General features: G+C 67.8%; 22 protein-coding genes. 8 read left to right on the top strand and 14 right to left on the bottom strand.

Translation table 11 applies throughout. The features are described 5' to 3' along the window. Position 1 precedes the first annotated feature (1 nt). The 10 genes from DM816_RS15610 to DM816_RS15655 are packed head-to-tail and all read right to left on the bottom strand — an operon-like array spanning position 2 to position 11233. Positions 2–799, bottom strand: coding sequence for an SMP-30/gluconolactonase/LRE family protein (locus DM816_RS15610; RefSeq protein WP_117210958.1), 798 nt, complete (start codon positions 797–799; stop codon positions 2–4). Further along, the gene (locus tag DM816_RS15615) at positions 796–1554 is read right to left on the bottom strand and encodes an SDR family NAD(P)-dependent oxidoreductase (protein ID WP_162907506.1); all 759 of its coding nucleotides are present in this window, start codon (positions 1552–1554) and stop codon (positions 796–798) included. Before DM816_RS15615 ends, DM816_RS15610 begins: the two co-directional genes overlap by 4 nt. After that, complete coding sequence (locus tag DM816_RS15620) at positions 1554–2408, bottom strand: DUF4432 family protein (RefSeq protein WP_211588716.1); 855 nt, start codon at positions 2406–2408, stop codon at positions 1554–1556. Before DM816_RS15620 ends, DM816_RS15615 begins: the two co-directional genes overlap by 1 nt. Further along, complete coding sequence (locus tag DM816_RS15625; RefSeq protein ID WP_117210961.1) at positions 2405–3616, bottom strand: enolase C-terminal domain-like protein; 1212 nt, start codon at positions 3614–3616, stop codon at positions 2405–2407. The genes DM816_RS15620 and DM816_RS15625 overlap by 4 nt, the downstream gene beginning before the upstream one ends. Continuing rightward, positions 3613–6492 carry a glycoside hydrolase family 38 N-terminal domain-containing protein gene (locus DM816_RS15630; RefSeq protein ID WP_117210962.1) on the bottom strand — a complete coding sequence of 960 codons (2880 nt, stop codon included), beginning with the start codon at positions 6490–6492 and terminating at the stop codon, positions 3613–3615. The genes DM816_RS15625 and DM816_RS15630 overlap by 4 nt, the downstream gene beginning before the upstream one ends. An 11-nt stretch (positions 6493–6503) precedes the next feature. After that, on the bottom strand, positions 6504–7310 hold the full coding sequence (locus tag DM816_RS15635) for a carbohydrate ABC transporter permease (RefSeq protein WP_117210963.1): 807 nt from the start codon (positions 7308–7310) through the stop codon (positions 6504–6506). Continuing rightward, the gene (locus DM816_RS15640) at positions 7307–8152 is read right to left on the bottom strand and encodes a carbohydrate ABC transporter permease (protein ID WP_117210964.1); all 846 of its coding nucleotides are present in this window, start codon (positions 8150–8152) and stop codon (positions 7307–7309) included. Before DM816_RS15640 ends, DM816_RS15635 begins: the two co-directional genes overlap by 4 nt. Next, positions 8149–9396 carry an ABC transporter substrate-binding protein gene (locus DM816_RS15645; RefSeq protein WP_246001959.1) on the bottom strand — a complete coding sequence of 416 codons (1248 nt, stop codon included), beginning with the start codon at positions 9394–9396 and terminating at the stop codon, positions 8149–8151. The genes DM816_RS15640 and DM816_RS15645 overlap by 4 nt, the downstream gene beginning before the upstream one ends. A 5-nt stretch (positions 9397–9401) precedes the next feature. Continuing rightward, positions 9402–10094, bottom strand: coding sequence for a FadR/GntR family transcriptional regulator (locus tag DM816_RS15650; RefSeq protein WP_117210966.1), 693 nt, complete (start codon positions 10092–10094; stop codon positions 9402–9404). 2 nt (positions 10095–10096) lie between these two features. Next, on the bottom strand, positions 10097–11233 hold the full coding sequence (locus tag DM816_RS15655) for a glycoside hydrolase family 183 protein (protein WP_246001961.1): 1137 nt from the start codon (positions 11231–11233) through the stop codon (positions 10097–10099). Positions 11234–11473: 240 nt separating this feature from the next. Between DM816_RS15655 and DM816_RS15660 the strand changes: the two genes are divergently transcribed. From DM816_RS15660 to DM816_RS15685, 6 genes are all read left to right on the top strand, one after another. Continuing rightward, positions 11474–11809, top strand: coding sequence for a TfoX/Sxy family protein (locus tag DM816_RS15660; RefSeq protein ID WP_117210967.1), 336 nt, complete (start codon positions 11474–11476; stop codon positions 11807–11809). A 102-nt stretch (positions 11810–11911) separates the two neighbouring features. Then, positions 11912–12640 (top strand): phytanoyl-CoA dioxygenase family protein, encoded by a 729-nt coding sequence (locus DM816_RS15665; protein WP_117210968.1) that lies wholly within the window; start codon positions 11912–11914, stop codon positions 12638–12640. 103 nt (positions 12641–12743) lie between these two features. Further along, positions 12744–13070: a YbaB/EbfC family nucleoid-associated protein gene (locus DM816_RS15670; protein ID WP_117210969.1), complete on the top strand. Its 327-nt coding sequence runs from the start codon at positions 12744–12746 to the stop codon at positions 13068–13070. Then, positions 13057–13398 carry a type VII secretion target gene (locus tag DM816_RS15675; RefSeq protein WP_117210970.1) on the top strand — a complete coding sequence of 114 codons (342 nt, stop codon included), beginning with the start codon at positions 13057–13059 and terminating at the stop codon, positions 13396–13398. The genes DM816_RS15670 and DM816_RS15675 overlap by 14 nt, the downstream gene beginning before the upstream one ends. Next, on the top strand, positions 13391–14608 hold the full coding sequence (locus DM816_RS15680; protein WP_117210971.1) for a cysteine peptidase family C39 domain-containing protein: 1218 nt from the start codon (positions 13391–13393) through the stop codon (positions 14606–14608). The genes DM816_RS15675 and DM816_RS15680 overlap by 8 nt, the downstream gene beginning before the upstream one ends. Beyond that, a complete protein-coding gene (locus tag DM816_RS15685) occupies positions 14605–15198 on the top strand; it encodes a hypothetical protein (protein ID WP_117210972.1) in 594 nt (197 codons plus the stop codon). The genes DM816_RS15680 and DM816_RS15685 overlap by 4 nt, the downstream gene beginning before the upstream one ends. On the opposite strand, the gene DM816_RS15690 is transcribed toward DM816_RS15685, so the two are convergent. Beyond that, a complete protein-coding gene (locus DM816_RS15690; protein ID WP_117210973.1) occupies positions 15193–15987 on the bottom strand; it encodes an alpha/beta hydrolase family protein in 795 nt (264 codons plus the stop codon). The genes DM816_RS15685 and DM816_RS15690 overlap by 6 nt on opposite strands. A 9-nt stretch (positions 15988–15996) precedes the next feature. Continuing rightward, positions 15997–16908 (bottom strand): AraC family transcriptional regulator, encoded by a 912-nt coding sequence (locus DM816_RS15695; RefSeq protein WP_117210974.1) that lies wholly within the window; start codon positions 16906–16908, stop codon positions 15997–15999. Positions 16909–17019: 111 nt separating this feature from the next. Between DM816_RS15695 and DM816_RS15700 the strand changes: the two genes are divergently transcribed. Continuing rightward, on the top strand, positions 17020–18204 hold the full coding sequence (locus DM816_RS15700) for a glycoside hydrolase family 183 protein (protein ID WP_117210975.1): 1185 nt from the start codon (positions 17020–17022) through the stop codon (positions 18202–18204). On the opposite strand, the gene DM816_RS15705 is transcribed toward DM816_RS15700, so the two are convergent. Further along, positions 18188–18919 (bottom strand): FadR/GntR family transcriptional regulator, encoded by a 732-nt coding sequence (locus tag DM816_RS15705; RefSeq protein ID WP_211588717.1) that lies wholly within the window; start codon positions 18917–18919, stop codon positions 18188–18190. The two genes, DM816_RS15700 and DM816_RS15705, sit on opposite strands and share 17 nt — an antisense overlap. A 23-nt stretch (positions 18920–18942) precedes the next feature. Here DM816_RS15705 and DM816_RS15710 point away from each other — a divergent pair, with 23 nt between their 5' ends. Next, positions 18943–19410 carry a VOC family protein gene (locus DM816_RS15710; protein ID WP_117210976.1) on the top strand — a complete coding sequence of 156 codons (468 nt, stop codon included), beginning with the start codon at positions 18943–18945 and terminating at the stop codon, positions 19408–19410. On the opposite strand, the gene DM816_RS45250 is transcribed toward DM816_RS15710, so the two are convergent. Next, positions 19399–20805: a hypothetical protein gene (locus DM816_RS45250; RefSeq protein WP_117210977.1), complete on the bottom strand. Its 1407-nt coding sequence runs from the start codon at positions 20803–20805 to the stop codon at positions 19399–19401. The two genes, DM816_RS15710 and DM816_RS45250, sit on opposite strands and share 12 nt — an antisense overlap. Between the last annotated feature and the right edge of the window lie 169 nt (positions 20806–20974).

Consider the following 20974-nt stretch of genomic DNA (forward strand, 5'->3'; position numbering starts at 1 on the left):
ATCAAACAATGCCATTTGTGGGTACCAATGTGAGGTGCCATCGCCCGAGGTTCGCGGCGATGATCGTGGTTCCGGCGAAGGCGATGTTGGTGGGATGGCACAGGTCGTGCGCGGTCGGGTCGTGCGCGACGACCTCCACCGCGCCGCCCGCACCCACCCGCAGGATCTGGCTCGGTTCGTAGCAGGCGATGTAGAGCAGCCCGTCGGGCCCGAACGCGAGCCCGTCGGGCACCGTGCCCGGCAGGCGCACCACGAGCTCACGCTCCAACGTGGACAGGTGCACCCGGCTCACGCCGGGCAGGAACGATTCGGCGATGTAAAGCCACTCGCCGTGCAGCGCGAGCCCGTTGGCGAAGGAGCTCGGTTCCGCGACGAACACGCCCCCGTTGCCGTTGGTGTCAAAGCGATACACCGACGGTCCCGGCACACCGGGCGGATAACTGTCCGAAATGTAGACCCACTCGCCCGAGCACGCGATCGAGTTCGGGTTGCGGAAACCCTCGGCGAAGGTGGAAAGCGCACCCGCCGCGATGTCGTAGCGGAAGACCGCGCGGTGGGCGATGTCGGCGGCGTAGACGCAGTCGCCCGACGGCGATACGGTCACGCCGAGCAGGAACCCGTCCGTGTCAGCGACGATCTCGGCGGACGAGCCGTCAGGCGCGATGCGATAGAGCTGACCCTGCTCGCCGCCACACCACACACTTCCGTCGCGCGGATGCACGGACACGCCCTCGGGGTGGTCCAGGCGCGGGTTGCCCAGGAACCCGTCGTAGAAGACTTTCAATGGCGCTCCGCTCATGGCAGCGCCGCCGGATTCACCGCGAGCAGGCCGCCGTCGACCCGATATTCAGCGCCGGTCACGAACGAGGCCCGGTCGCCGGCCAGAAACGCGACCACCTCGGCCACCTCGGCCGGCGTGGCGACCCGGCCCAGTGGATGGGTCCTCCCCCACTTGGCCACCGTCTCGTCCACAGTGGACTCGCCTTTGAACAGGTCGGCGGCCCACCGCAGCATGGGCGTGTCCACCGAGCCGGGGCAGACCGCGTTGGCGCGGATGCCGTCGCCCGCGAAGTCGACCGCGATGGACTTCACCAGCGCGTTGATGCCCGCCTTGCTGGCCGTGTAGGCCGCGACCCGCTGCTGCGTGGCGAAAGCCTGCACGGACGACACGGCCACGATCGAGCCGCCGCCGCGCTTTTTCAAAGCGGGAATCGCCGCCTGGCAAGCGGTGTAGACGCCCGTGAGGTTGACCGCGAGCACCTCGTCCCACAGCTCGCGCGGCGTGTCCACGACCGTGCCGTAGCGCTGGATGCCCGCGCTGGTGACGAGGATGTCGACCCCGCCGAACTCGGACACCGCGCGCTCGACCAACCCGTGCATGTCGGCCTCGGAGCGCACGTCGGCGACGACCCCTAGGACGTTGTCCGCCTGCATCGTGGTCTCGTGTCCACAGTAGACAACCGCCGCGCCGTTGCGCGCCAGGTGTTCCACCACGGCCGCGCCGATGCCGAGCGAGCCGCCCGTGACGACCGCGACCTTGCCTTCGAACTCCATCACCCCTCCTCAACGAGCGAAGCGGTCAGCCAGAAGGTCTTCGTCTCACCCGGGCCGATGCGCAAGGCCGACCCGTTGGCCACGGCCTCCGGCAGCCCGTTGGTCGGGTAGCTCGAGAACGGCTCCAGCCCGAGCACGTGGGCCATGCCCCACCACGGGTAGTCGATGGTCGCGCCGCATTCCTGCCACACCCACAGGTACGGCATCGTCTGCGCGTCCCACTCGACGCGCATGCCGCTGCCCGTCTGGTCGACGACCTCGTACCAACTGGCGCCTTTGACATAGCAGATGTCGCTGGGATCGCCGGGTGCCGGGACGGCCGACAGATCCGTGGTGCGCCTTCGCCCACGCGGGTCGATGGCTTCAGCGTGCGGGATGACGGTCACGCCTTCCGGGAGCCGCACCCGGCAACCGACGCGCAGGAACGGACGGCCGAACGTGAGGTGATGGCCCCACATAGCCTCGACCTGCACGGGCGCGTCGTTGGTCAGCGTCTCCGTGATGTGCAGCGAACCTCCGTCGAGGCGCAGCTTCTTCGTGACACGCAACGGGTAACGCGGTGTGGCAACGGTGAAGGTGCTGTCACCCAGCGACTCCCACGGGATGGTCGCGACCGAGCCGTGCTGGTCGAACGCGGCGCCACGATAGACCGACGGCACGCCCCCGTTGGGCAGGACCTCCTGCCAGCCACCCGGATAGGTGTCAAGAAACGTGCCGTCGCGCCGGGGTGTGCCGGGGGCCCGCCAGGCCAGGTCGAGCTCGCGCCGCTTGTCGTAGAACGAGACCACGTCGGTCCCCTTGTCGGGCAGGAGTTCCACGCGCAGGCGCTCGTTTTCAAGCACGTGCGTCCTCATGGCTGCGCCCATCTGTCGTTCGGGATCAGCGGGTACCAGCCGGGCCTGCCGGGATCGCGGTCGTAGGGGTAGCTTCCGAGTTCCTTGTACAGCTCCGAGTAGCGGGCAAGCCGATCGCGGTCGAGTGTGACCCCGAGGCCCGGCCCTTCGGGCACGGCGATCGCACCGTCCACGTAGGACAGCTTGCCCCCGGCGATCACGTCATCGGTGAGATGGTGATAGTGCGCGTCCGCCGCGTAGGACAGGTTGGGCAGCACCGCGCCCAGGTGCAGCATCGTGGCCAGCTGGATGCCCAGCTCACCCGACGAGTGCACGGCCACGCCCACCTGGAACGTCTCGCACACCGCGGCCGCCTTCACGCACGGCCGGATGCCGCCCCAGAAGGTCGTGTCCAGCAGGACCACGTCCACGGCCGGGTCGCGCACGTTCGTCGCCAACTGTTCGAAGTTGACGACCACGGTGTTGGTCGCGAGCGGGATGCCGATGTCACGCAGCTGCCGCAGACCGTTGAGCCCCCAGGTCGGGTCTTCGAGGTAGTCGTTGGGCAGGCTCGTGATGGCTTGCGCGAAGTGGCGGGCCTCGCCGACCGACAGCGCCGCATTCGGGTCGTAGCGCAGCCGATCGCCTGGCATGGCTTCGGCGAGAGCCCGATAACAGTCAAGCTCGTAGGCGGGCGGGAAGACCCCGCCCTTGAGCTTGTGCACGGTGAAGCCGTGCTGTGCCTTGAGCTCGAGCGCGTGCGCCGCGAGTTGGTCGGGTGTGCGGACCTCGCCGTGGCCGGTGGACTCGTTGGGGTACCGGAAGAAAAGATAGGAAGCGAACGGGACCGCGTCGCGCAGCCTGCCACCGAGCAGGTCATGGACGGGCACGCCGAGGTGCTGGCCGATGATGTCGAGGCAGGCGAACTCGAGCGCGGCATGCAGCTGGGTGCGGTTGTTGTACAGGCTCGCGGTCGGGTTGGTGATGGCGAAGCGCATGGCTTCGAGCTGGAACGGGTCGTGGCCGCGAAGATAGGGCAACAGCCCGCGCACGGCCGCCTCGGCGCTCTCACCGCCCCCGCCGAGCTCGCCGAGGCCGATCAGCCCGTTGTCGGTCTCGACCTCGACGATCGTGCGCACGAACCTCCCCCAGTGCGCGCCGTTGGAGTGGCGCAGCGGCGCCTCCAGCGGCACGGTCACCGTCGTGGCCCGGATATCGACGATCTTCACAGGTCGACCACCAGTGCTGTCAGGCCGGTTCCGGGGACCGGCACGGCATCGAGGTCCACGGGTTGCAGGTCGCGTTCGAGGCTCGTGCCGAGATACGCCGCGCGCACCGGATACGGCAGGCGGACCTGTGTGGTGACCGGCTCGGTACAGCGCAGATACACGACCAGGTCGTGTCCGCGCCGGGACCGCCCGATCGACGAGATCTCCACCCGGGGGTCGTTTACTTGAGCAAAGTAAAGCTCCTCGGGTGTGCGGTCGCGCCCGGTCAGCGGGATCGCCAGGAACGGGTCGGTGAGACCGGCCGCTGCCGTCGGCCCGTCCTCGGCGATCGCGTAGCGGAACGTGGTCTCGCCCTGCTGCTGCGCCGGGAAGTTGGTGTCCCAGATGTTGTTCAGCGCCCACGAGTAGACCGTGCCGGGCTCGGCGGGCGACGGTTTGACCGTGGGCGGGAACGGCGAGTAGGGCAGGTAGAGCTCGCCGAACATGACGAGTGGCGCTTCCAGCGTGGCCCAACCGGCACCGTCCGCAAAGGACACCCAGTGCCGGATCGGGGTCATGTGGCTCGCGGCGCCCGGCACGATCGGGGCATTCGGGCCGCCGACGCCACCGGTCAGCTCCCACGCGGTGGGCGCGCCCGCGGCGAACGGGAAGGCGAAGAACACGCTCTCCTTGACCGGCGCGCCCTGCTTGAGGATGCGGTTGGTGATGTCGACGCGCGGCACGTCGGTGGGCAGGAAGATGGTGGTGCGCAGCCAGTCCACGCCGTCGCCGTCGAGCTGCACCTCAAGCGTCTGCCCGGCGGCCGTCCGGGTTGCGCGCACAATGGAGGCGCGCCGGCCGAGCGACCGTCCAGACAGGAGGGACAGGTGGTGCGTGCCGCTCGCCTCGATGTGGCCGGACAGATGGTTCACGTGGCCGGTCGTGGAGTAGCGGTCGTAGACATACTGGTTCATGCCCGCGTACGCGTCCACATTGACCAGTTCGCGGCCGGTGCGCTTGTCGAAAATGGACGCGATGACGCCGGACTTCAGATCGAACTCGACCCGGTAGAACTCGTTTTCCAGCTCCGTGGCGAGCTCGCCAGGCGCCGTCGGCCCGTCGCCACGCACCACGTCGACGCGGACCGCGCCTACGCTGGGCACGTCGGCGACCGTGAACGTGATCCGGCGCCCGTGCGGCCGGGTCGCCCAGTCCTCGATCTCCTCGTGGTGCGGGATCACCCGGCCGGTCCGAGAGTCCACGAGCGACAGTCCCCTGCCGAGCGCAACGGTGCTCGACGGCAGAAAGGCCGACACAGTGTCGCTTCTGGACAGACCCGGATTGAAGACGAGGTACGAAGCCAGCGCCCCGTTGCCCGGGGCGAAGCGCGCACCGAGCCGCCGAGCGCCCGCGTGCCGCAGATCCTCCGCGTCATCGAACGCCGAATAGGCCAACTCGGACTTGCGCGCCCACTGCAGCCCGCCCGAGTCAAACCCGTCCTCGTGGTCATGCCACGGGTTGGCCGCGCCCCACGTGTGCTCGTCGAACAACCCGAGCTTGTCATACACCGCGTCGGCGTCGAGGTGGCTGTCGGCCAGCGTGTGCAGGGTCTCGGCGTGCCGGATGGCGTGCTGCGCCCGCCGCGCGTAGCCCAGCGGCCGCGCACCCGACCCGAGCCCGTCTGCCCACCAGTCGGTCCAGTCACCCTCGTGCTCCGGGATCCGGTCTCCAATCCGTGCCACGGCATCCTCGAAGAACGCCGTGTTCGTCGCCATCTTCAGCTTGGGCCAGTCGTAGGTCGCGTTCCACTCCCGCACCACGCTCGGCGGCACGATCGACGGGGTCGCGTTGTCGGCGTGCCCGCCCTGCACACGCAGGTGCAAAATGTCGTGCGGATATCCGGGCCGGTCCACGCTGTCCAGCCCCGACCATCCAAAGGCTTCTTTCTGGTACGGCACCGGCCGGTTCGCGAGCGCGTCGAGATAACCGGGCAGGAGCTCCTGCGTGAGCGCGAAACTCTCGTTGAGCCCGACGACGTTGCCCTCCATGTAGGCCATGCCGTGCGGCGTGTCCGTGAACCACACCATCACCCGGTTGCCCGATGGCGACCGCCACCAGAACGGGCGCCCCAGCTCCAGCCCGCCGTGCAGGAACGGCACCGACCGCCCGGCCCAGTTGTGCGCGGCGGACAGATATTTCACGCCGCCGGAGGCAAGCGCATCGACGAACCCGGCCACCGCACCCGGCACGTCGGTGTGCATGGCACTCGTGATGGGAATGCCATACTCCGTGCGCAGGTCGTCGGTGAATCGCAGCAGCCGGTGCAGTTCCTCCACCGAGCACGCCTCGGTGTGCAGCTGGTACGGCATGGCCGTGACCTCGATCCGCCCCTGCTTGGCCAGCTGCACGAAGCGGTCGACGACCGATGAGGCGCGAGCCCCCAGCCACGTCCGCACGGGCAGGGCCGACTCCACGTTCCACCGGAAGCGCGCGTCATCGGGCCAGTCGTCGGTCGCGGTGGCCAGCTCCAGCGCGGAGTCCAGGTATTCCAGGTGATTGCGGAGCACGACCCCCTGACGATCCGTGTAGCCGATGTCCAAATGCGAGTGATGCACCACGTACACGGTCCACTTCCGCTGCGGCGTCACCTCGATTTCGAGGTTGCCCTCATCGAGCGTGAGGGTCACCCGCGTCGGCGCGGAAACCTCGGGCACCCAGTGGTCCATGCCGTTGACCCGCACCGCCTGCTTGCCGTCGCGAAACAGCGGCAGCACCTGGGCGTGCACCTCGACGCCACGGTCGGTGCGCAGCGGCGGCAGGAACGTCGGGCGCAGCGTGGCCCGCATGTCGTCGTAGGTCGGTGAACCGAGGCTGGCCCGCAACAACCGGGTGGTCATGTCACAAACTCCTAGAACTGCCCGAGCGCCAGGCCGCGGGCGAAAATGCGTTGCGTGAAAAGGAAAAGCGCGACCGTCGGCAGCGACACGAGGATGCCGGCCGCCAGGATGACGGGCATGCGCGTGCCCGCGTAGGCCGAGTTGAGCGACGACACGGCCGTCATGATGGGCCGCACCTCCGGGCTCTGCGACAGCGTCAGCCCGAACAGCAGGTCGTTCCAGATGAACGTGAACTCAAGGATGAACACCGCGCCGAGCGCGGGCAGGGCCAGCGGCAGGTAGATGCGCCAGAACACGCGCCACAGGTTGGCCCCGTCCATGCGCGCGGCCTCGAACAGCGAGTGCGCCACGCCGGTGAAGAAGTTGCGCATCACGAACGCCGCGAACGGGACGCTGATCGCGGTGTAGATGACGAGCAGCCCGAGGCGGGTGTCATACAGCTGGGTCGAGCTGAACCCGAAGAACAGCGGGATCAGCAGCATCTGCGTGGGGAAGATGGTACCCCCGAAGATCAGCATGAACCAGCCGAACCCGCCCTTGACGCGAAGCACACTGATGCCGAACCCCGCCATCGCGCCGATCACGACCGCGGCCGCCGGGGCGACCACCGCGTAGAGGAAGGTGGCGCCGATGCTCGGCCCGAGCTCGACCCGCGCCCACGCGTCGGCCATGTTGGCCAACAGCTCGAACGAGCCCGGCAGGTCCCAGATGCGTTCGGGGTCGTAGTCGTCCAGCCCGCGCGCGGCGTTGGCGAGCAACAGATAGGTGGGGGCCAGCCAGATCAGCCCGAGCACAATGAGTACCAGTCGACGAATCATGAGACCGCCCTCACCTGCCTCCGCATGTAGATGAACGAGACCAGGCCGGTCACGATGGTGAGCGAGAACGCGACCGCCGCGCCGTAGCCGAACTCGGCCGCCACGAACGCGTCGCGATACATGGTGACCGCCAGGGTTTCCGACGATCGCCCCGGACCGCCCTGCGTGCTGATCCACACGATGTCAAACGTCTTGAGGCTGGCCACAAGCGACAGTCCGACCACGACCGTGGTCAGTGGAGCGAGCAGCGGCCAGGTTATCTTCCGGAACATGCCCCAGCTGCCCGCGCCGTCAAGCTTTGCCGCCTCGGCCACCTCCTTCGGGATGGACTGCAGCCCGACCAGGAACAGCAGCGCGTTGACGCCCGCCTGCTGCCAGGTCATCGCCACGATCAGTGAGAGGGTGTTCCACGGGGCCTCCTGCAGCAGCGAGATGTCGGTGCCCAGGATGTCGTTGGCCGCGCCGCCACTTTGGAGGATGAAGCCCCAGATCACCGCGAGCCCCGCCCCCGACAGCGCGTAAGGCAGCAGGAACGGCAGCCGGTAGAACGTGCCTCCCTTGAGCCCGTATGACAGCACCGCGATCAACAGTCCAAACGCGACCGGCAGCACCGTGATGCCCACCGCCCACATCAGAGTGTTGCGCACCGACGTGGCCAGCGCCGGATCCTCCAGGAACCGTATGTAGTTGTCGAAGCCCACGAAGGTGGGCGAGCGCAAACCGTCGTAATCGGTGAAACTCAGGTACACCGTCCACAGGAACGGCGCGTAGAGCACCACCGCCACCAGGAGTAGCGACGGCGACAGGAACGACACGCCCGCCCACCTTCGTGTGCCAGTCATTTCTTCTTGCTCCAGTAGTCGTCGGCGGCCTTCTGGATGGTCTCCAGCTGCTTGCGATAGTCAGCCGGCTTGACGACGAACGCGCCGAACGCATCGAGCGCGGCCGTCAGGATCGGCGCCGGCGTGGCCTCGAAGTAGCGGTTGTAGAGCGCGTAATCGTTGGAGCCCGCCTGTTTGGTGACCGCCTGCAGACCCGGATCGGGGATGGCCACCTTCGGGTTGCCCGACACGTCGCCGCGCGAGTTGGCCCACTTGTCCTGCGCGACCGGGCCGACCCACCACTTGAGGTACTTCATGCTCGCCTCGCGGTCCGGTGCCTTGTCCAAACTGCACAGTGGACCGCTCTCGAACAGCAGGCTCGTCTTGCCACCCTTGGGGTTCTCGTTGGGGATGAAGAACATACCGTAGTCCTCGCCCGGCTTCATCCCGGCCTGGGTGAGGCTGGTGTTGAACCACGTGCCCCAGTTGCCCATGGCCACCTTGCCCGACTTGAGCCCGGCCGCGGGCTCGGTCTTGTCACCCGGATCGGTGAAGTAACCCTTGTCAATCATGGACTTCCACAGCTCCATGACCTTCACCACGCCCGGGTCGGTGTATTTGGCCTTGCCCTCGGACAGTCGCTGATAGAGGTCCGGGTCGCTGCCCACCAGCAGCTGCTGGAACCATACGAAAGAGAACAGCACCGAGGTGTGGTAGAACGGGGTGATTCCCTTGGACTTCAGTGTGTCCGCGGCAGCCATGAACTCGGCCCACGACGTGGGCGGCCTCAACCCGTTGGCGTCGAACACCTTCTTGTTGTAGAACATCACCCAGTAGGCGATATTCAGTGGCACGCAGTATTGCTTGCCGTCAATGGTGTAATAGGGCTTGAGGTTCTCGGTCAGGTCGCCGTTCTTGATGGCCTCGTTCCACAGGTCCGTCGTATCGGCGATGTGCCCCTCCTTGACGATCTCGGCCATGCGCTGGCCGGTCGTCCAGGTGAACAGGTCGGGCTTGACGTTGGTGCGGAACGACGCCTTGATGAACGCCTCGTAGGTCGGCTCGTCGGTGTAGCCGACCGGCTCCATCGACAGGCCGATCTCCTTTTGCGACAACTCGCCGACCGACTTGAAGTATTGGGCCCAGGCACCCTTATCGTTGTAAAGTTTTAAATGCGTTTTCTTTTCGGTACCGGTTTCGCCTCCGCTGCCGCAGCCGGCCAAGGCCAGCACGACAGCGGCGCACACTGCAGTGAGGACGCGCACCGCATTCACCTTTCGTCAATCTGTTTGGTGGTAACGACATCTCGGACGTCCTCCAGATGGCGGCGCATCAACTCGCTCGCCCGGTCCGGGTCGCCCGCCTCGATCGCCGCGAGGACGGCCCTGTGCTCTTCGTGATCGCGCACCCGGTCGTCGAAGATCCGCTGGATCTCGCGCTGCTCGCCCGCATGCACGGACAGCAGTGAGTCGATGACCTCGTGCAGGACGGTGTTGCCGCTCGCGGCGGCCACCGCCCGGTGAAACTCCATGTTGGCTTCGTGCAGAGTCTCGTCGTCGTTGCCGATGTTTCGTTCCGCCTTGCGTAGCGCGCTGCGCAGGCGCTTGCGCTCGTTCACGTCGTTGCGCCGGGCCGCGTGCGCTGCCAGGTATGGCTCGACGAGAAGCCGTGCCTCCAGCAGTTGCGAAAGCTGTTCCGTGGCAAGGGTGGGCATGTGCGGGTTGGCCATCACGACGCGGTCGAGCGACTGGCTGATGTAGACACCCGACCCGTGCTTGAACTCGACCGCGCCGGTCGCCTGCAGCCTGCGCAACGCCTCCCGCACGGTCGGGGTCGCCACCGCGAAGCGGGCCGCGAGCGTGCGCGACGACGGCAGCCGGTCGCCGGGCTTGAGCCCCTCGGTGCGGATGAGCGCCAGCAACCGCTCGGTGAGCGCGTCGGACAGGCTGTGGCGGATCAGCATGGCTATTCGAACCTGACTTCCATGAAGCGCGGGCGATAGATACTCGCGTCGGAGAAGTGGTCCTCCCAGGCGAAGCTGTTCACGTTGTAGGTGACGATGAGCGCGCCGTCGCGGCGTAGCTCGGGGTGCTCGTGCGCGTTGTAGGTGAAGATGTTGCCGCCCGTCTCGGGGGTGTGGAACAGCGTGGTGCGGCCGGTCCACGGACCCGTTGGGGTACAAGAGAAATAGGCGACCACTTCGGTGGAGAACGGGAAGCTGGTGTCCTGGGTGACAAGCATCCATTTGTTCTTGTACCGCGTCACGCTGTACTCATTGGCCACGTTCGCCTGGACGCGGGTGGAGGCGTGCTGATCGGCGGACCAGCCGGTGCCGGTGTAGAACTCCCACGGGCCTTTGAGGTCCTTGCCCGCGACGCGGGCGACGTGCATGTACTTGGCCAGCCCCAGGTCCTCGACGCCATAGATATAGGTGTGTGGCCCGGCCTCCCGGATCCAGCTGCCCCACGCGACCTTGGCCGCCGAAGGCAGCGGCGTGACGTCGATGAGCCGATAGGTCCACGGGCTGAAACGGGCGAGCACCGAGCCGGTGAAGCCCCAGTCCCACTGCCCCGGCCCGAACCGGTCGTAGCGCTGGAACACGATCTGCAGCGTGCCCGCGCCGTAGTGGCCCGCACCCAGCCAGTACCAAGCGCTTTCGGCGGGCGGGGGCATGACGGCCGCCGGGTCGGCAGGCGTGCCACCGTGAATCGTCCTGAAGCGACTTCCCCACTGCTCGACGAACGTGTTGTTGACGATCGGTGAGCCGGTGGGTCTCGTCCCGTCGGGGTTGACCTCGCCGAGGAACGTGTCGGAAAACAGCCACAGCACACGGCCGCCCGGCAGCTTCACCGAGTAGGTGCTGTCGCCCCCCGTCCACGCGCCACCGGTGTTGGCGTAGTTCGCGAACGCTCCCGTCAGTCCCGGCTCGACGGTCGCCGACTTGAGCACGGGCGTCGGCCCACACTCCGCCGCACCGCTCGTTGTTTGCAGCGGGGCCGCTCCCGCGGCAGCCGGCTTGAACTTCCCGATCGCGCGCCGATCGCTCTCGTTGGCCGATGCCGGCGCCACGCCCGCGAGCGCACCGCCGCACACCACAATCACCAAGGCGGACAACAGCTTCCGCGCAGTATTGGCAGTGCCTTTGCCCGAAGTAACCAAACCCCGTTTTGCCAAGACCCGTTGGAATGCCCGCAAGTCTCGTTCCTCCCACCACGCCGTGCCGGAAAGTGACCAACTGATTAGATCAGTTGGTCACATACCTGTCTAGGGGTTGTTTCCGAGGTGTTACCGCGGCGTGATCAGTTGCCGAAGAATGTCGGTGGGTGGTGAGAATATGCGTGCATGGCTTACGACGAGGAGCTGGCAAACCGGGTGCGCGAGCTTGCCGGCAAGGAGAAGGGCCTGACCGAGCAGCGCATGTTCGGCGGGCTGGCGATGCTCATCAACGGCAACATGGCCGTTGCGGTGCGCGGCAAGGGCGGCGGGCTGCTGGTGCGGGTCGGCGAGGCGCAGCGCGAGGCCGCCCTGGCGGAGAAGGGCACCGACGAGATGATGATGCGGGGCAAGGCAATGCGCGGCTGGATCACGGTCGAGCCGTCCGCCTGCGCCAAACAGGCCGACCTGCGCCGCTGGGTGACCCGCGGCGTGTCCTTCGCCCGCACCCTGCCGCCCAAATAGCCCGCGCCGGCCTTCCCTCCCGTGGGGTGCCGGCCGGAAATGACAAAGCGGTGACCGGGACGCCCAAAGACGAGAAGGCGGCATGGCAGCAGGCTGGACGGCATGAGGGAAAAGTATTTGACCGACGGTTATCTGCTTCCGGGCCGCAAGGCGTTCGATGACGCCAAGTTCGGGCGGCTGAAGGGGATCTTCGAGGAGCATCTGGCGCAGGCGCAGGCCGGTGGGGCGCGGGGCGACTCGGGTGAGCTGGACATGCCGCACACGCGCGATCCGCGGCTGCTGGAGTTCCTGCTGGCCGACGAGCTGCTGGACGCGGTCGAGCCGCTGATCGGGCCGGACATCGGGCTGTTCGCGAGCGCGTTCCTGTCGAAGGAGCCGTTCACCGGCCGGGCCACGCCGTGGCACGAGGACTCCTACTTCTGGGACGGCCGGTTCGACCGCATGGACCGGATCGTGACCGTGTGGCTCGCGCTGGACAAGGTGGACCGCGACAACGGCTGCATGCGCGTGCTACCCGGGAGTCACCTGGCCGAGGTGGGCGAGTACGAGTTCGCCGATCCCGACGAGTTCAGCTTCGACCGGGTGGTGTCCGGCGGCGTGGATGAGTCGAAGGCGGTGGATTTCGAGCTGGCCGAGGGCGAATACTCGCTGCACGACGCGCGCATCATTCACGGCGCGACGGCCAACCGCAGTCCGCGGCGGCGGGCGGGCTACACCATCCGCTACTTCTCGCAGGAGCTGCGGTTCGACCCGTCGCATCCGCGCAATGAAGGCCATCTGCTCTGGCACGCGCGCGGAACGAATGTGGCGGGCAATCCGGTGGAGAACTGAACCGTACCACCCAATTCTTTCATGTAAATGTGTTTGTCTTTGACCACTTCATCGATTATGCTACTCCACACGACCGGCCGGGTGTGGAGGGCGGTGGGGGTCATTGTTCGGCGACAACCTCGACGCGATCGAGCAGCGGATCGTGGACTGGCAGTCCACGTTGGAGGCGCGCGCCCGCCGCGCGGCCGATGTCGCGAAGCAGCTGCAGACCACGAGGTTCACGGGCTCGGTCGCGGGCGGCCTGGTCGTCGCGACCGTCGACCACGCGGGCCATCTCGTCGACCTGACGCTGCACCAGCGGGTGCGGGACTGGCCTGCGGCGCGGATCGCCAAGGCCGTTCTCGTGGCGGCGGCCGCGGCCCGCGACGCGATGACCGCGCATGTGCGCGACCTGATGGCCGAGGCGGGGTTCGACCATGCCGGACAGTGAACGCCTGCCGGGCGTGCGGGGCGAGGTCGCCGCGGTCCCGGAACAGATCGAGCAGCATGCCCGGACCGTTGACCGGCTGTCCGAGCGGGTGACGCAGGCCGCGCACGCGGGCACGCACGTCTCGCTGGACGCGGCGGCATATGGCCAGATGTGCGCGTTCCTGCCTTCGTTGCTCTCGCCGTTGCAGGAGCGGGTCGTGTCCGTGACCCGGATCGCGTCGGAGGCGCTCGACCAGTCGGCGGCCAGCCTGCGCACGACCGCGGCGGCATACGTGGCGGTGGACGGCGCCGCGGCCGGGCGCATCGAAACGGCGGCACGGCGTGACTGAGCCGGGCGGACTGCAGACCGGAAGCCAGCCGGGCAACCAGCTTCTGGCCACACGCGTGGACACGACCACGTGGTACTCGGGCGTGGGCATCGCCGAAACCATCGACATGACCGTCGATGGCGTGCGCAGCGGCTCGTGGATCGACATCGGGCTGGGCGGCGCGGGCACGGCGGCAGAGGCTGCGGTGTGGGTGATCGACCCGTTCGGTGCGCTCGTCGCGGCCGGGTTCGGGTTCGCGGTCGAGCACGTGCGGCCGCTGTCCGACGCGCTGGACTGGATCACCGGCGACCCGGATCAGGTCGACGCCAACGCGCAGACGTGGCGCAACGTGTCGGTCGAGCTGGCCGACACCGGTGACCTCTATATCAGGGCGGTACGCCAACAGCTGCCCGACTGGGCGGGTCCGGCCCACGATGCCTATCGGGCTCAGGCGGGCGAGACCGGCGACATGCTGGCCGCGCTGGGCCGGGCCGCCGACGGCGTGGCCGTGATAGTCGCGATGACCGGGTCGCTCGTGGCGCTGGTGCGCACGCTCGTGCGGGATGCGATCGGTGAGCTCGTGTCGGTGCTCATCGCGCGGATTCCACTGTGGACCCTGGAGTCGGTCGGATCGTTCGGGCTCGCCACACCATACGTCGAGGCGCAGGTCAGTGCGCTGGTGGTCAAGTGGGCCGCCCGGATCGCCCGCCTGCTGCGGGGGTTGGTCGTGAGCCTGCGCAACCTCACCCCCGCCCTGACCACCCTCGACGAGGCGCTCACCACCATCGACCGCCTGCTGCGCCGGCGCAGAATGGGCGCAGGTGGCAAGTGGCCGACCATCGACGAGCGCCAAGGCGGCGTGGTTGCTCAGATCGACGACATGTCGTGCGTCTCAGCCGTCGGCGAGATGCTGTCCGGCCGTCCCCAACGGGAGCTGATCGAAGAACTGGGTAGTCCCTCATCGGCTCCTCCGCTCGCTCGCGCGCTCGGCCCTCCGTGGCGTTATCGCAATTGCGATGACGACGAGATCGAGATGTTGAACCAATCTGCCCCTTGGGGGGCCGAGCTATACGACGGCAACGGCCGCCTAGGGCACATGGTGCTGGTCGACGGCTTCGACGCGGGCGGCCGGCTCATGATTCGTGATCCTGCGGATGGCGGCACGACCTATAAGATGGATCTTGACGATTTCCGGCGCTACTGGAACGGGAATGCGGTGTACCAGGAATGACCGAGGAGAGCAGACCCATAAGGTGGCGCCTGGGCAGCATCGCGTCCACGGGAGACGAGGCGTGCTTTGCCGCGGTTGTGTCCGCGCCGGAGGGACAGTGCCGCGAATACCTATTCAGACGGGACGCCACAACGATCGGTGGGCGACCGGCCTTTGGATGGGATGCCACCGACTGGGACGAGCACACACTGTATGACCGGGGCTCGTTCAAGGCGGTCATGGATGCCGTGAAGGCCTTTTATAAGGCCTGTCAACACAAGATCGCCCTCGGCGACTCCGACAATCGTCAGCCACAGCCAGGAAGCGTGTGGCGGCTGATCGAGGTCAGGGCCACCGATGACGACTCGTGTTGTGTCGCGGTCGTGTCCCATCCGGACGGGCAGACCCGCGAATACCCGTTCGTCCAGCAACCCATAACGGTGGGCGGCGAACCCGGATTCATGTGGGATACCAACGAGTGGGACCGGGACACGCTTTTTGACCGGGCCTCGTACAAGGCTGTGCTGGATGCTGTGCACGCCTTTTACGAGGCCCGGCAGCGGGAGATGGCGCTCGGTGATGACAAGGAGCGCAAGCCACCCGGGCTATAGGACTCCGTGGGTCTGATACCAGGCGCGGACCCGCGCGAGCATCGTCGGGTCGGTGGTGATGCGCTGGTGGTCGTATCCCGCGTACACGTGCAGCTGGTGTGGCGTGCCGTTGGCGGTCAGGATGCCGTCGAGCGTCTGGTCGAGTGCGAGCCGCACGACCGTGTCGGCGTCGCCGTGGTGCAGCTGGTATGGAGTGACGATCTGCTCGGCGGCCGCGGGCTTCGTGGCGTAGGGCCCGTCGCTGACGCCGCCGGCCGTGTGCGAGGCGGCGCGAAAGTCCGACGGGTGCGTGCCGAGCACCTGGCCGGTGACGAACGCGCCCATGCTGTGCCCGTGCGCCGCGACGCGGCGGGTGTCCGCCGCGGGCACGCACGCCAGCAGCTCGCGGGTCTTGTGCGCCCGCTGCACGTTGGCGGTGGATGCCCCGTCGGGCCCGTCGGGCGCGTTGCCCAGGTCCTCGGCGTCGGGCGCGTGGGTGTACATGGTACCGATCACGACCATTCCCCAGCCGACCATGGTGCGGCCGATGTTGGCCGAGTAGTGCCGCGGCGTCCCACCCCTGCCGTGGCTGACCACGACCGCGGGCCACGGCCCGGTCCCGCTCGGTGGCACGAACAGCACGCCTTCGAGGGCGTATCGAACGCCGTCATCGGTCGAGTGGTAGGTCCAGTTGGCACCGGTCGTCGTGCGCGGGTTGCCCGTGACCGTGAAGCCCGCGCAGTTGACGGTGGCGGCCGGAGCGACCGCGCCACCGCTGAGCGCGAGCGACAAAGCTATCGCAGTAATCATGCGGGCAACCTAAGGGTTGACCGTCATCGAATCGTTCGGGTTGAGTTCGGGCGCGGTGAGCACTTTGGACAGATCGCGGGCCGAGCGGAAGCGTCCGGGCGGCTGGCCGTGCCGCCGGCCGAACGCCCGGGTGAACGACGCGACGTCCGGGTACCCGAGCGCGGCCGCGATGTGCTTGATCGGCTGCTGCGTGCGCACCAGCAGGGCCGCCGCCCGGTCGAGCCGGACCCGCTCCACATAGGACGCCGGGGACGTGCCCAGCCCGTCAGTGAACAGCCTGGTGAGCTGGCGCGGCGACACGTGCACATGCCGCGCCAGCTCCTCGACGCGCAGCGGCCGGTCGAGATTGTCGTGGATGTACCGCGTCGCGTTGCGGATGGCGCGCCCGTGCCCGTCGTCGTCGGTCTCCGACACGGCTGCGGGTGGCGAGTCGAGCCCGGCGCGGGCGAGCCCGAGCAGCAGCGCCTGGGCGAGCGAGGCCAGCTGGGCGTGCTGCCCCGGTAGCGTTGGCCGGTCGGCGACGGCCCGCAGCGCGCGCCAGATCGCACCCGTGCTGCCGTCGTCGCGCACGACCGGGGTCTGCGCGGCCAGAAACCCTTGCAGCAGGGGCGAAACCGCCGCAGCGGGAGTCATGTCGAAGGCGACCCACACAAGCTGTATCCCCGGCGGGTCGGGGCTGAGGATCTGGTGGCGCACCCCGGGCCGGGCGAACAGCAAGTCGCCGGCGCCGATGGCGTGCCTGCGCCCGGACACGACGAATTCGCCGCGCCCGCCCTCGACCCGGCAGATCTCGAAATATGTGTGCCGGTGCGGCGGGTTGGCGACCGTGTCGGTCCACTGGGCCCACTCGTACACGTCGACCGATACGCCGCCGAGCAGCAGCTTGGGGACGGCGTCGTTGAGCCGGGCAGTCCACGACATGCAATTGATTAGATCACTAGTTCATCTACAGCGAAAGCCGTCCCGATTGGGCAAGCCGGTTGGCGCGATCCGGCAATGACAAACGGCCCCATACGGGTGACGCTGAGGCGCATGTCGATGAAGACGCTCACCGTGGCCGTCACCGTCGCGGCCGCCGTTATCGTGCCGGCGCAGGCGGCGCAGGGCGCGCTGGTCTGCGCGGGTGTCAACGCCCCGACGCTCGGCAGCGTGACGCCCAACAGCTATCTGAACAACCTGTTCAACTCGTACGGCAACTCGACCACGACCGGCTGGACGGGAGCCGACAGCACGTACTCGGTGACCTTGCCCAACAATGCGGGGCGGCTGTGGCTGTTCTCCGACACGTTCCTCGGGCCGACGAACGCGGACGGGAGCAGGCCCACCACCGCGCCGTTCATCCGCAACTCGTTCGTGCGCGAGTACGGGTTCGCGATCACCAACACGTACTACGACGGCCCGTACGCCTCGACCTCGGGCGTCGTCCCACATCCGACTCCCGGCCATTGGTATTGGGTCGGGCAGGGCACCATCTCGGGCACGGAAATGCACCTGCCGTTGCACGAGTGGCGCATCCAGGACACCAACGGCGACGGGGACACCAACGACCCGTTCGACTTCGCGTGGGTGTCCAACAAGCTGGCCCGGTTCGCCGTGTCCAACCTGAGCCACGCCACCAGTGTCACCTCACTGCCGTCGGGCAGCGGCGTGCAGTGGGGCTCCTGGGTTCAGCAGCACGGCGGCTACACCTATATCTATGGCACCGAGGACCAGGGTCTGGCCAAGTACGCGAAGGTCGCACGGGTCAGCGGCACGAGCCTGACGAACACCTGGCGCTACTGGAATGGCCTGGACTGGGTGCTCGGCGAGAGTTCGGCGATCCGGCTCCCACTCGGCACGACCACCTACGGGGTCAGCAACGAGTTCAGCGTGCACCGCATCGGTACACAAAACCTGTGGGTTTTAATCACCCACGACACGACGGTTGCCTCCGAAAACGGCGGCAACCTCAGCGACGACATCGTCGCGTACTTCTCGTGCAGCCCGACCGGCCCGTTCGTCGCGAAGACGTTCCTCTACGACACGCCCGAGACCGAACCCTCCCCGGGGCTGTGGTCTTACAACTCCCACTCGCACCCCGAGTTCATCACGGCCGGCAGTCCCGGCCGGCTCACGATCTCCTACAACGTCAACAGCGGGACACTCGCCGACCTCTACTCCGACGTGACGTCCTATCGCCCACGCTTCATCACGGTCGACCTCAACGGGGTGAGCTAGCCAGCGCGGCGCTGATCACCTCACGCACATCCCGCAGGTGATCACGCATCAGCTGGCTCGCCCGCACGGGCTTGCGCGCCCGCATGGCTGCCAAAATCCCTTGGTGGGCGCGCAAGTCCGACTCCCGGTCGTCGTACAGGTGCATGACCGTCAGCTGCTCACGCCCGTAGATGTCCAAAAGCGAAGCGATAACCTGGGCGAGGATGGCGTTGCCGGAGAACCGCCCGATCGCCCGGTGAAAGTCCATGTTGGCCACGTGCAGCCGGGCATCCTCGGCCAGCTCGCGATCGGCCCGCTCCAGACACAACGCCAACTCGTCCATCTCGGCCTCGGTCGCCTGGCGGGTCGCGGCCTCGGCCAGCGGGGGCTCGATCAGCTCCCGCGCCGCGAGCAGATCGATGAGCGTGGCCGCGGCGAGCGGCGCCTGGTTGGGATTGGACAGAATCAGCCGGGCAAGATCCCCCCGCACATAGCAACCCGACCCGTGCCGGATCTCGATCGCACCGGTCGCCTCCAGCCTGCGCAAGGCCTCGCGCAACGTCGGTGTCGCCACGGCAAACCTTGCCGACAGCGCACGCGTCGACGGCAACCGATCCCCCGGCCCAAGTTTCTCGTCTTCAATATGCCGCAGTATCCGAGCCGTCAGCTCATCGGCGAGATTATGTCGGGCCACCGGGTCGACGATGACCGAGGGGCTGCCGCTGCTGCGAACCACCGCCGCATAATAACGTTGGCCTCATGACCAACAAAGTCGTACAGCTCCGCCTTGTCGTCGAAGCTTCGGACTACGACGAAGCCGTCCGCTTCTACCGCGACGTCCTCGGCCTCACCGAAGAACTGGCCTTCGAATCCGAGGGCAACGCCCGCGTCTGCATCCTCGCCGCCGGCCGCGCCACCCTGGAGATCGCCAACCCCGCTCAAAAGCAAATGATCGACCAGGTCGAAGTCGGCCGCCAGGTAGCGCCGAAATTCCGGGTCGCTTTCGAAGTCTCGGACACGTCAGCCGCCACACAGTCGCTTGTGGACGCCGGCGCCACTCTCGTCGCCCCGCCGACCGAGACGCCGTGGCGCTCCCTCAACGCCCGCCTCGACACCCCGGCCGGCCTGCACATCACGCTGTTCCAAGAGCTCGAAGGCGTCGAGCAACGATCGGAGCGGGCCGGCTTCGGCACCGACGAAGCCGGCCACAACCCTTCAGGAGATTAAAGATTCAAACATTTTCCGGTACCGGGAAACGCGCTGCCGGAGTTCCTCGGTGTCCGTTGTCTCGGCCGCGAGCGCGTCCAGCTCACCCAGCCGTTGCGTGAGAGCGGCCTGCAACGACCCGATCGTCTCGGCGACCAGTGCCTTGGCATCGGCCGCCACCGCGCTCGGATCGTCGACGAACCGCAGCTGCACCGAGTCCCAGCGCCGCCGCAACTCGTCCACAGCGCCCGCAGCCCACAGCGCCAGCGGAGCCGCCTCAGTCGTCGCCGCCCCGCCGACCATCGCCGAAGCCACCACAGGCTCCCCCGCCGCTACCGCTTCCGGCTCGCCCGGCCCGGCATCCGCGCCCGCATCGGCCAACGACTCGTCGCCGGCCTCAGCCGCCGGAGCACTCTCCTCACCGGCAACCGCTTCTCCCGCAACACCTTCGGCCTCGGCGCCACCGGCATCCGGATCAACATCGCCCGACGCGGCGTCAGCCTCGGCAACCGCCTCATCCAACTGCGCCGCGTCGGCATTGGTCTCACCGGACTCGGCTTGCGCGGCCGCGCCTTCGGTGTCGGCAAGCGCCTCGGTAGCCGTGTCACCAGACTCTGTATCCACGACCGCCTCGGCTTCGGCATCGGTGTCACCTGGGGCGCCCTCGCCGTCGGCAACGGCGTCGGGATCGGAATTGGCTTCAGCATCGGCGGCAGGCGCGGAGTCGGTTGGCGCCGAGTTTGCGTCGGGTTCAGCATCAGTCGTGGCGGGCACGGAGTCGGCTGACTCGGTGCCCGGTTCGGCGACGGCATCGGGCTGCGGGTCGGCTGAGGCGGGCTCGCTTTCGACGCTCGCCGGGAGGATGTCGGCCTCAGTCACGCTGTCCGAATCGGCCGCCGTGCCGTCGGCGGCGGCTGTGTCCGGGTCGGCGGCAACGTCGGCTTCCGGCTCGGCTTCGGCGTTGGCGGCAAACGCGTCGGCGTCGGCGTCGGCGCGCGCATCCGAGTCGGTGATGGTGGTGGTGTCGGTCAGTGTGGTGTTGTCGCTCGTCGTCGCATTGCCGGGGTCGGTGTCGGTGGTCGCAGCCTCGGGCGTCGCGGCCGTCTCAGACGCCGTGTCGTCCGCGGGGTCGGCGGTTGCGTCGGCGACCGGCGAGTCATCGGCTGCTTCCGTGGCATCGTCGGGTGCTGCTTGCGGGTCGGCCGAGGCCTCGGTCTGGGCTTGCGAATCCGCTGTGGTGTCGGCGGACTCGGTGGGCGTGACGAACTCGTCGGGGGTGGTGTCGGCGAGGTCGTCGAGTGCAGGCTGGTGCTGCTGGCCGTCCTCAGTGGACGGTGACAGGTCTTCGATCCGGCGGTCCTCCGGCTCGACGCCTGGAGTGGTGCGCCCTGGCCGAAGGTCTGCGTCATGAACCATGTCGGCTCCTCCGTTCTTCCTTGGGGCGGTTGGGGGTGGGGATGGGCGGGGGTGCGACCGGGTCTCCGCCTAGGAGGTCGGCCACGAGTGTGCGGTAGTGGACAATTGCCTGGCGCAGCTCTTCGGTATCGGCTCGGCCGGCCTCGTGCCGCGTGGCGATCTCGTGCGC

The organism is Allorhizocola rhizosphaerae, from assembly GCF_003426775.1.
GTDB lineage: Bacteria > Actinomycetota > Actinomycetes > Mycobacteriales > Micromonosporaceae > Allorhizocola > Allorhizocola rhizosphaerae.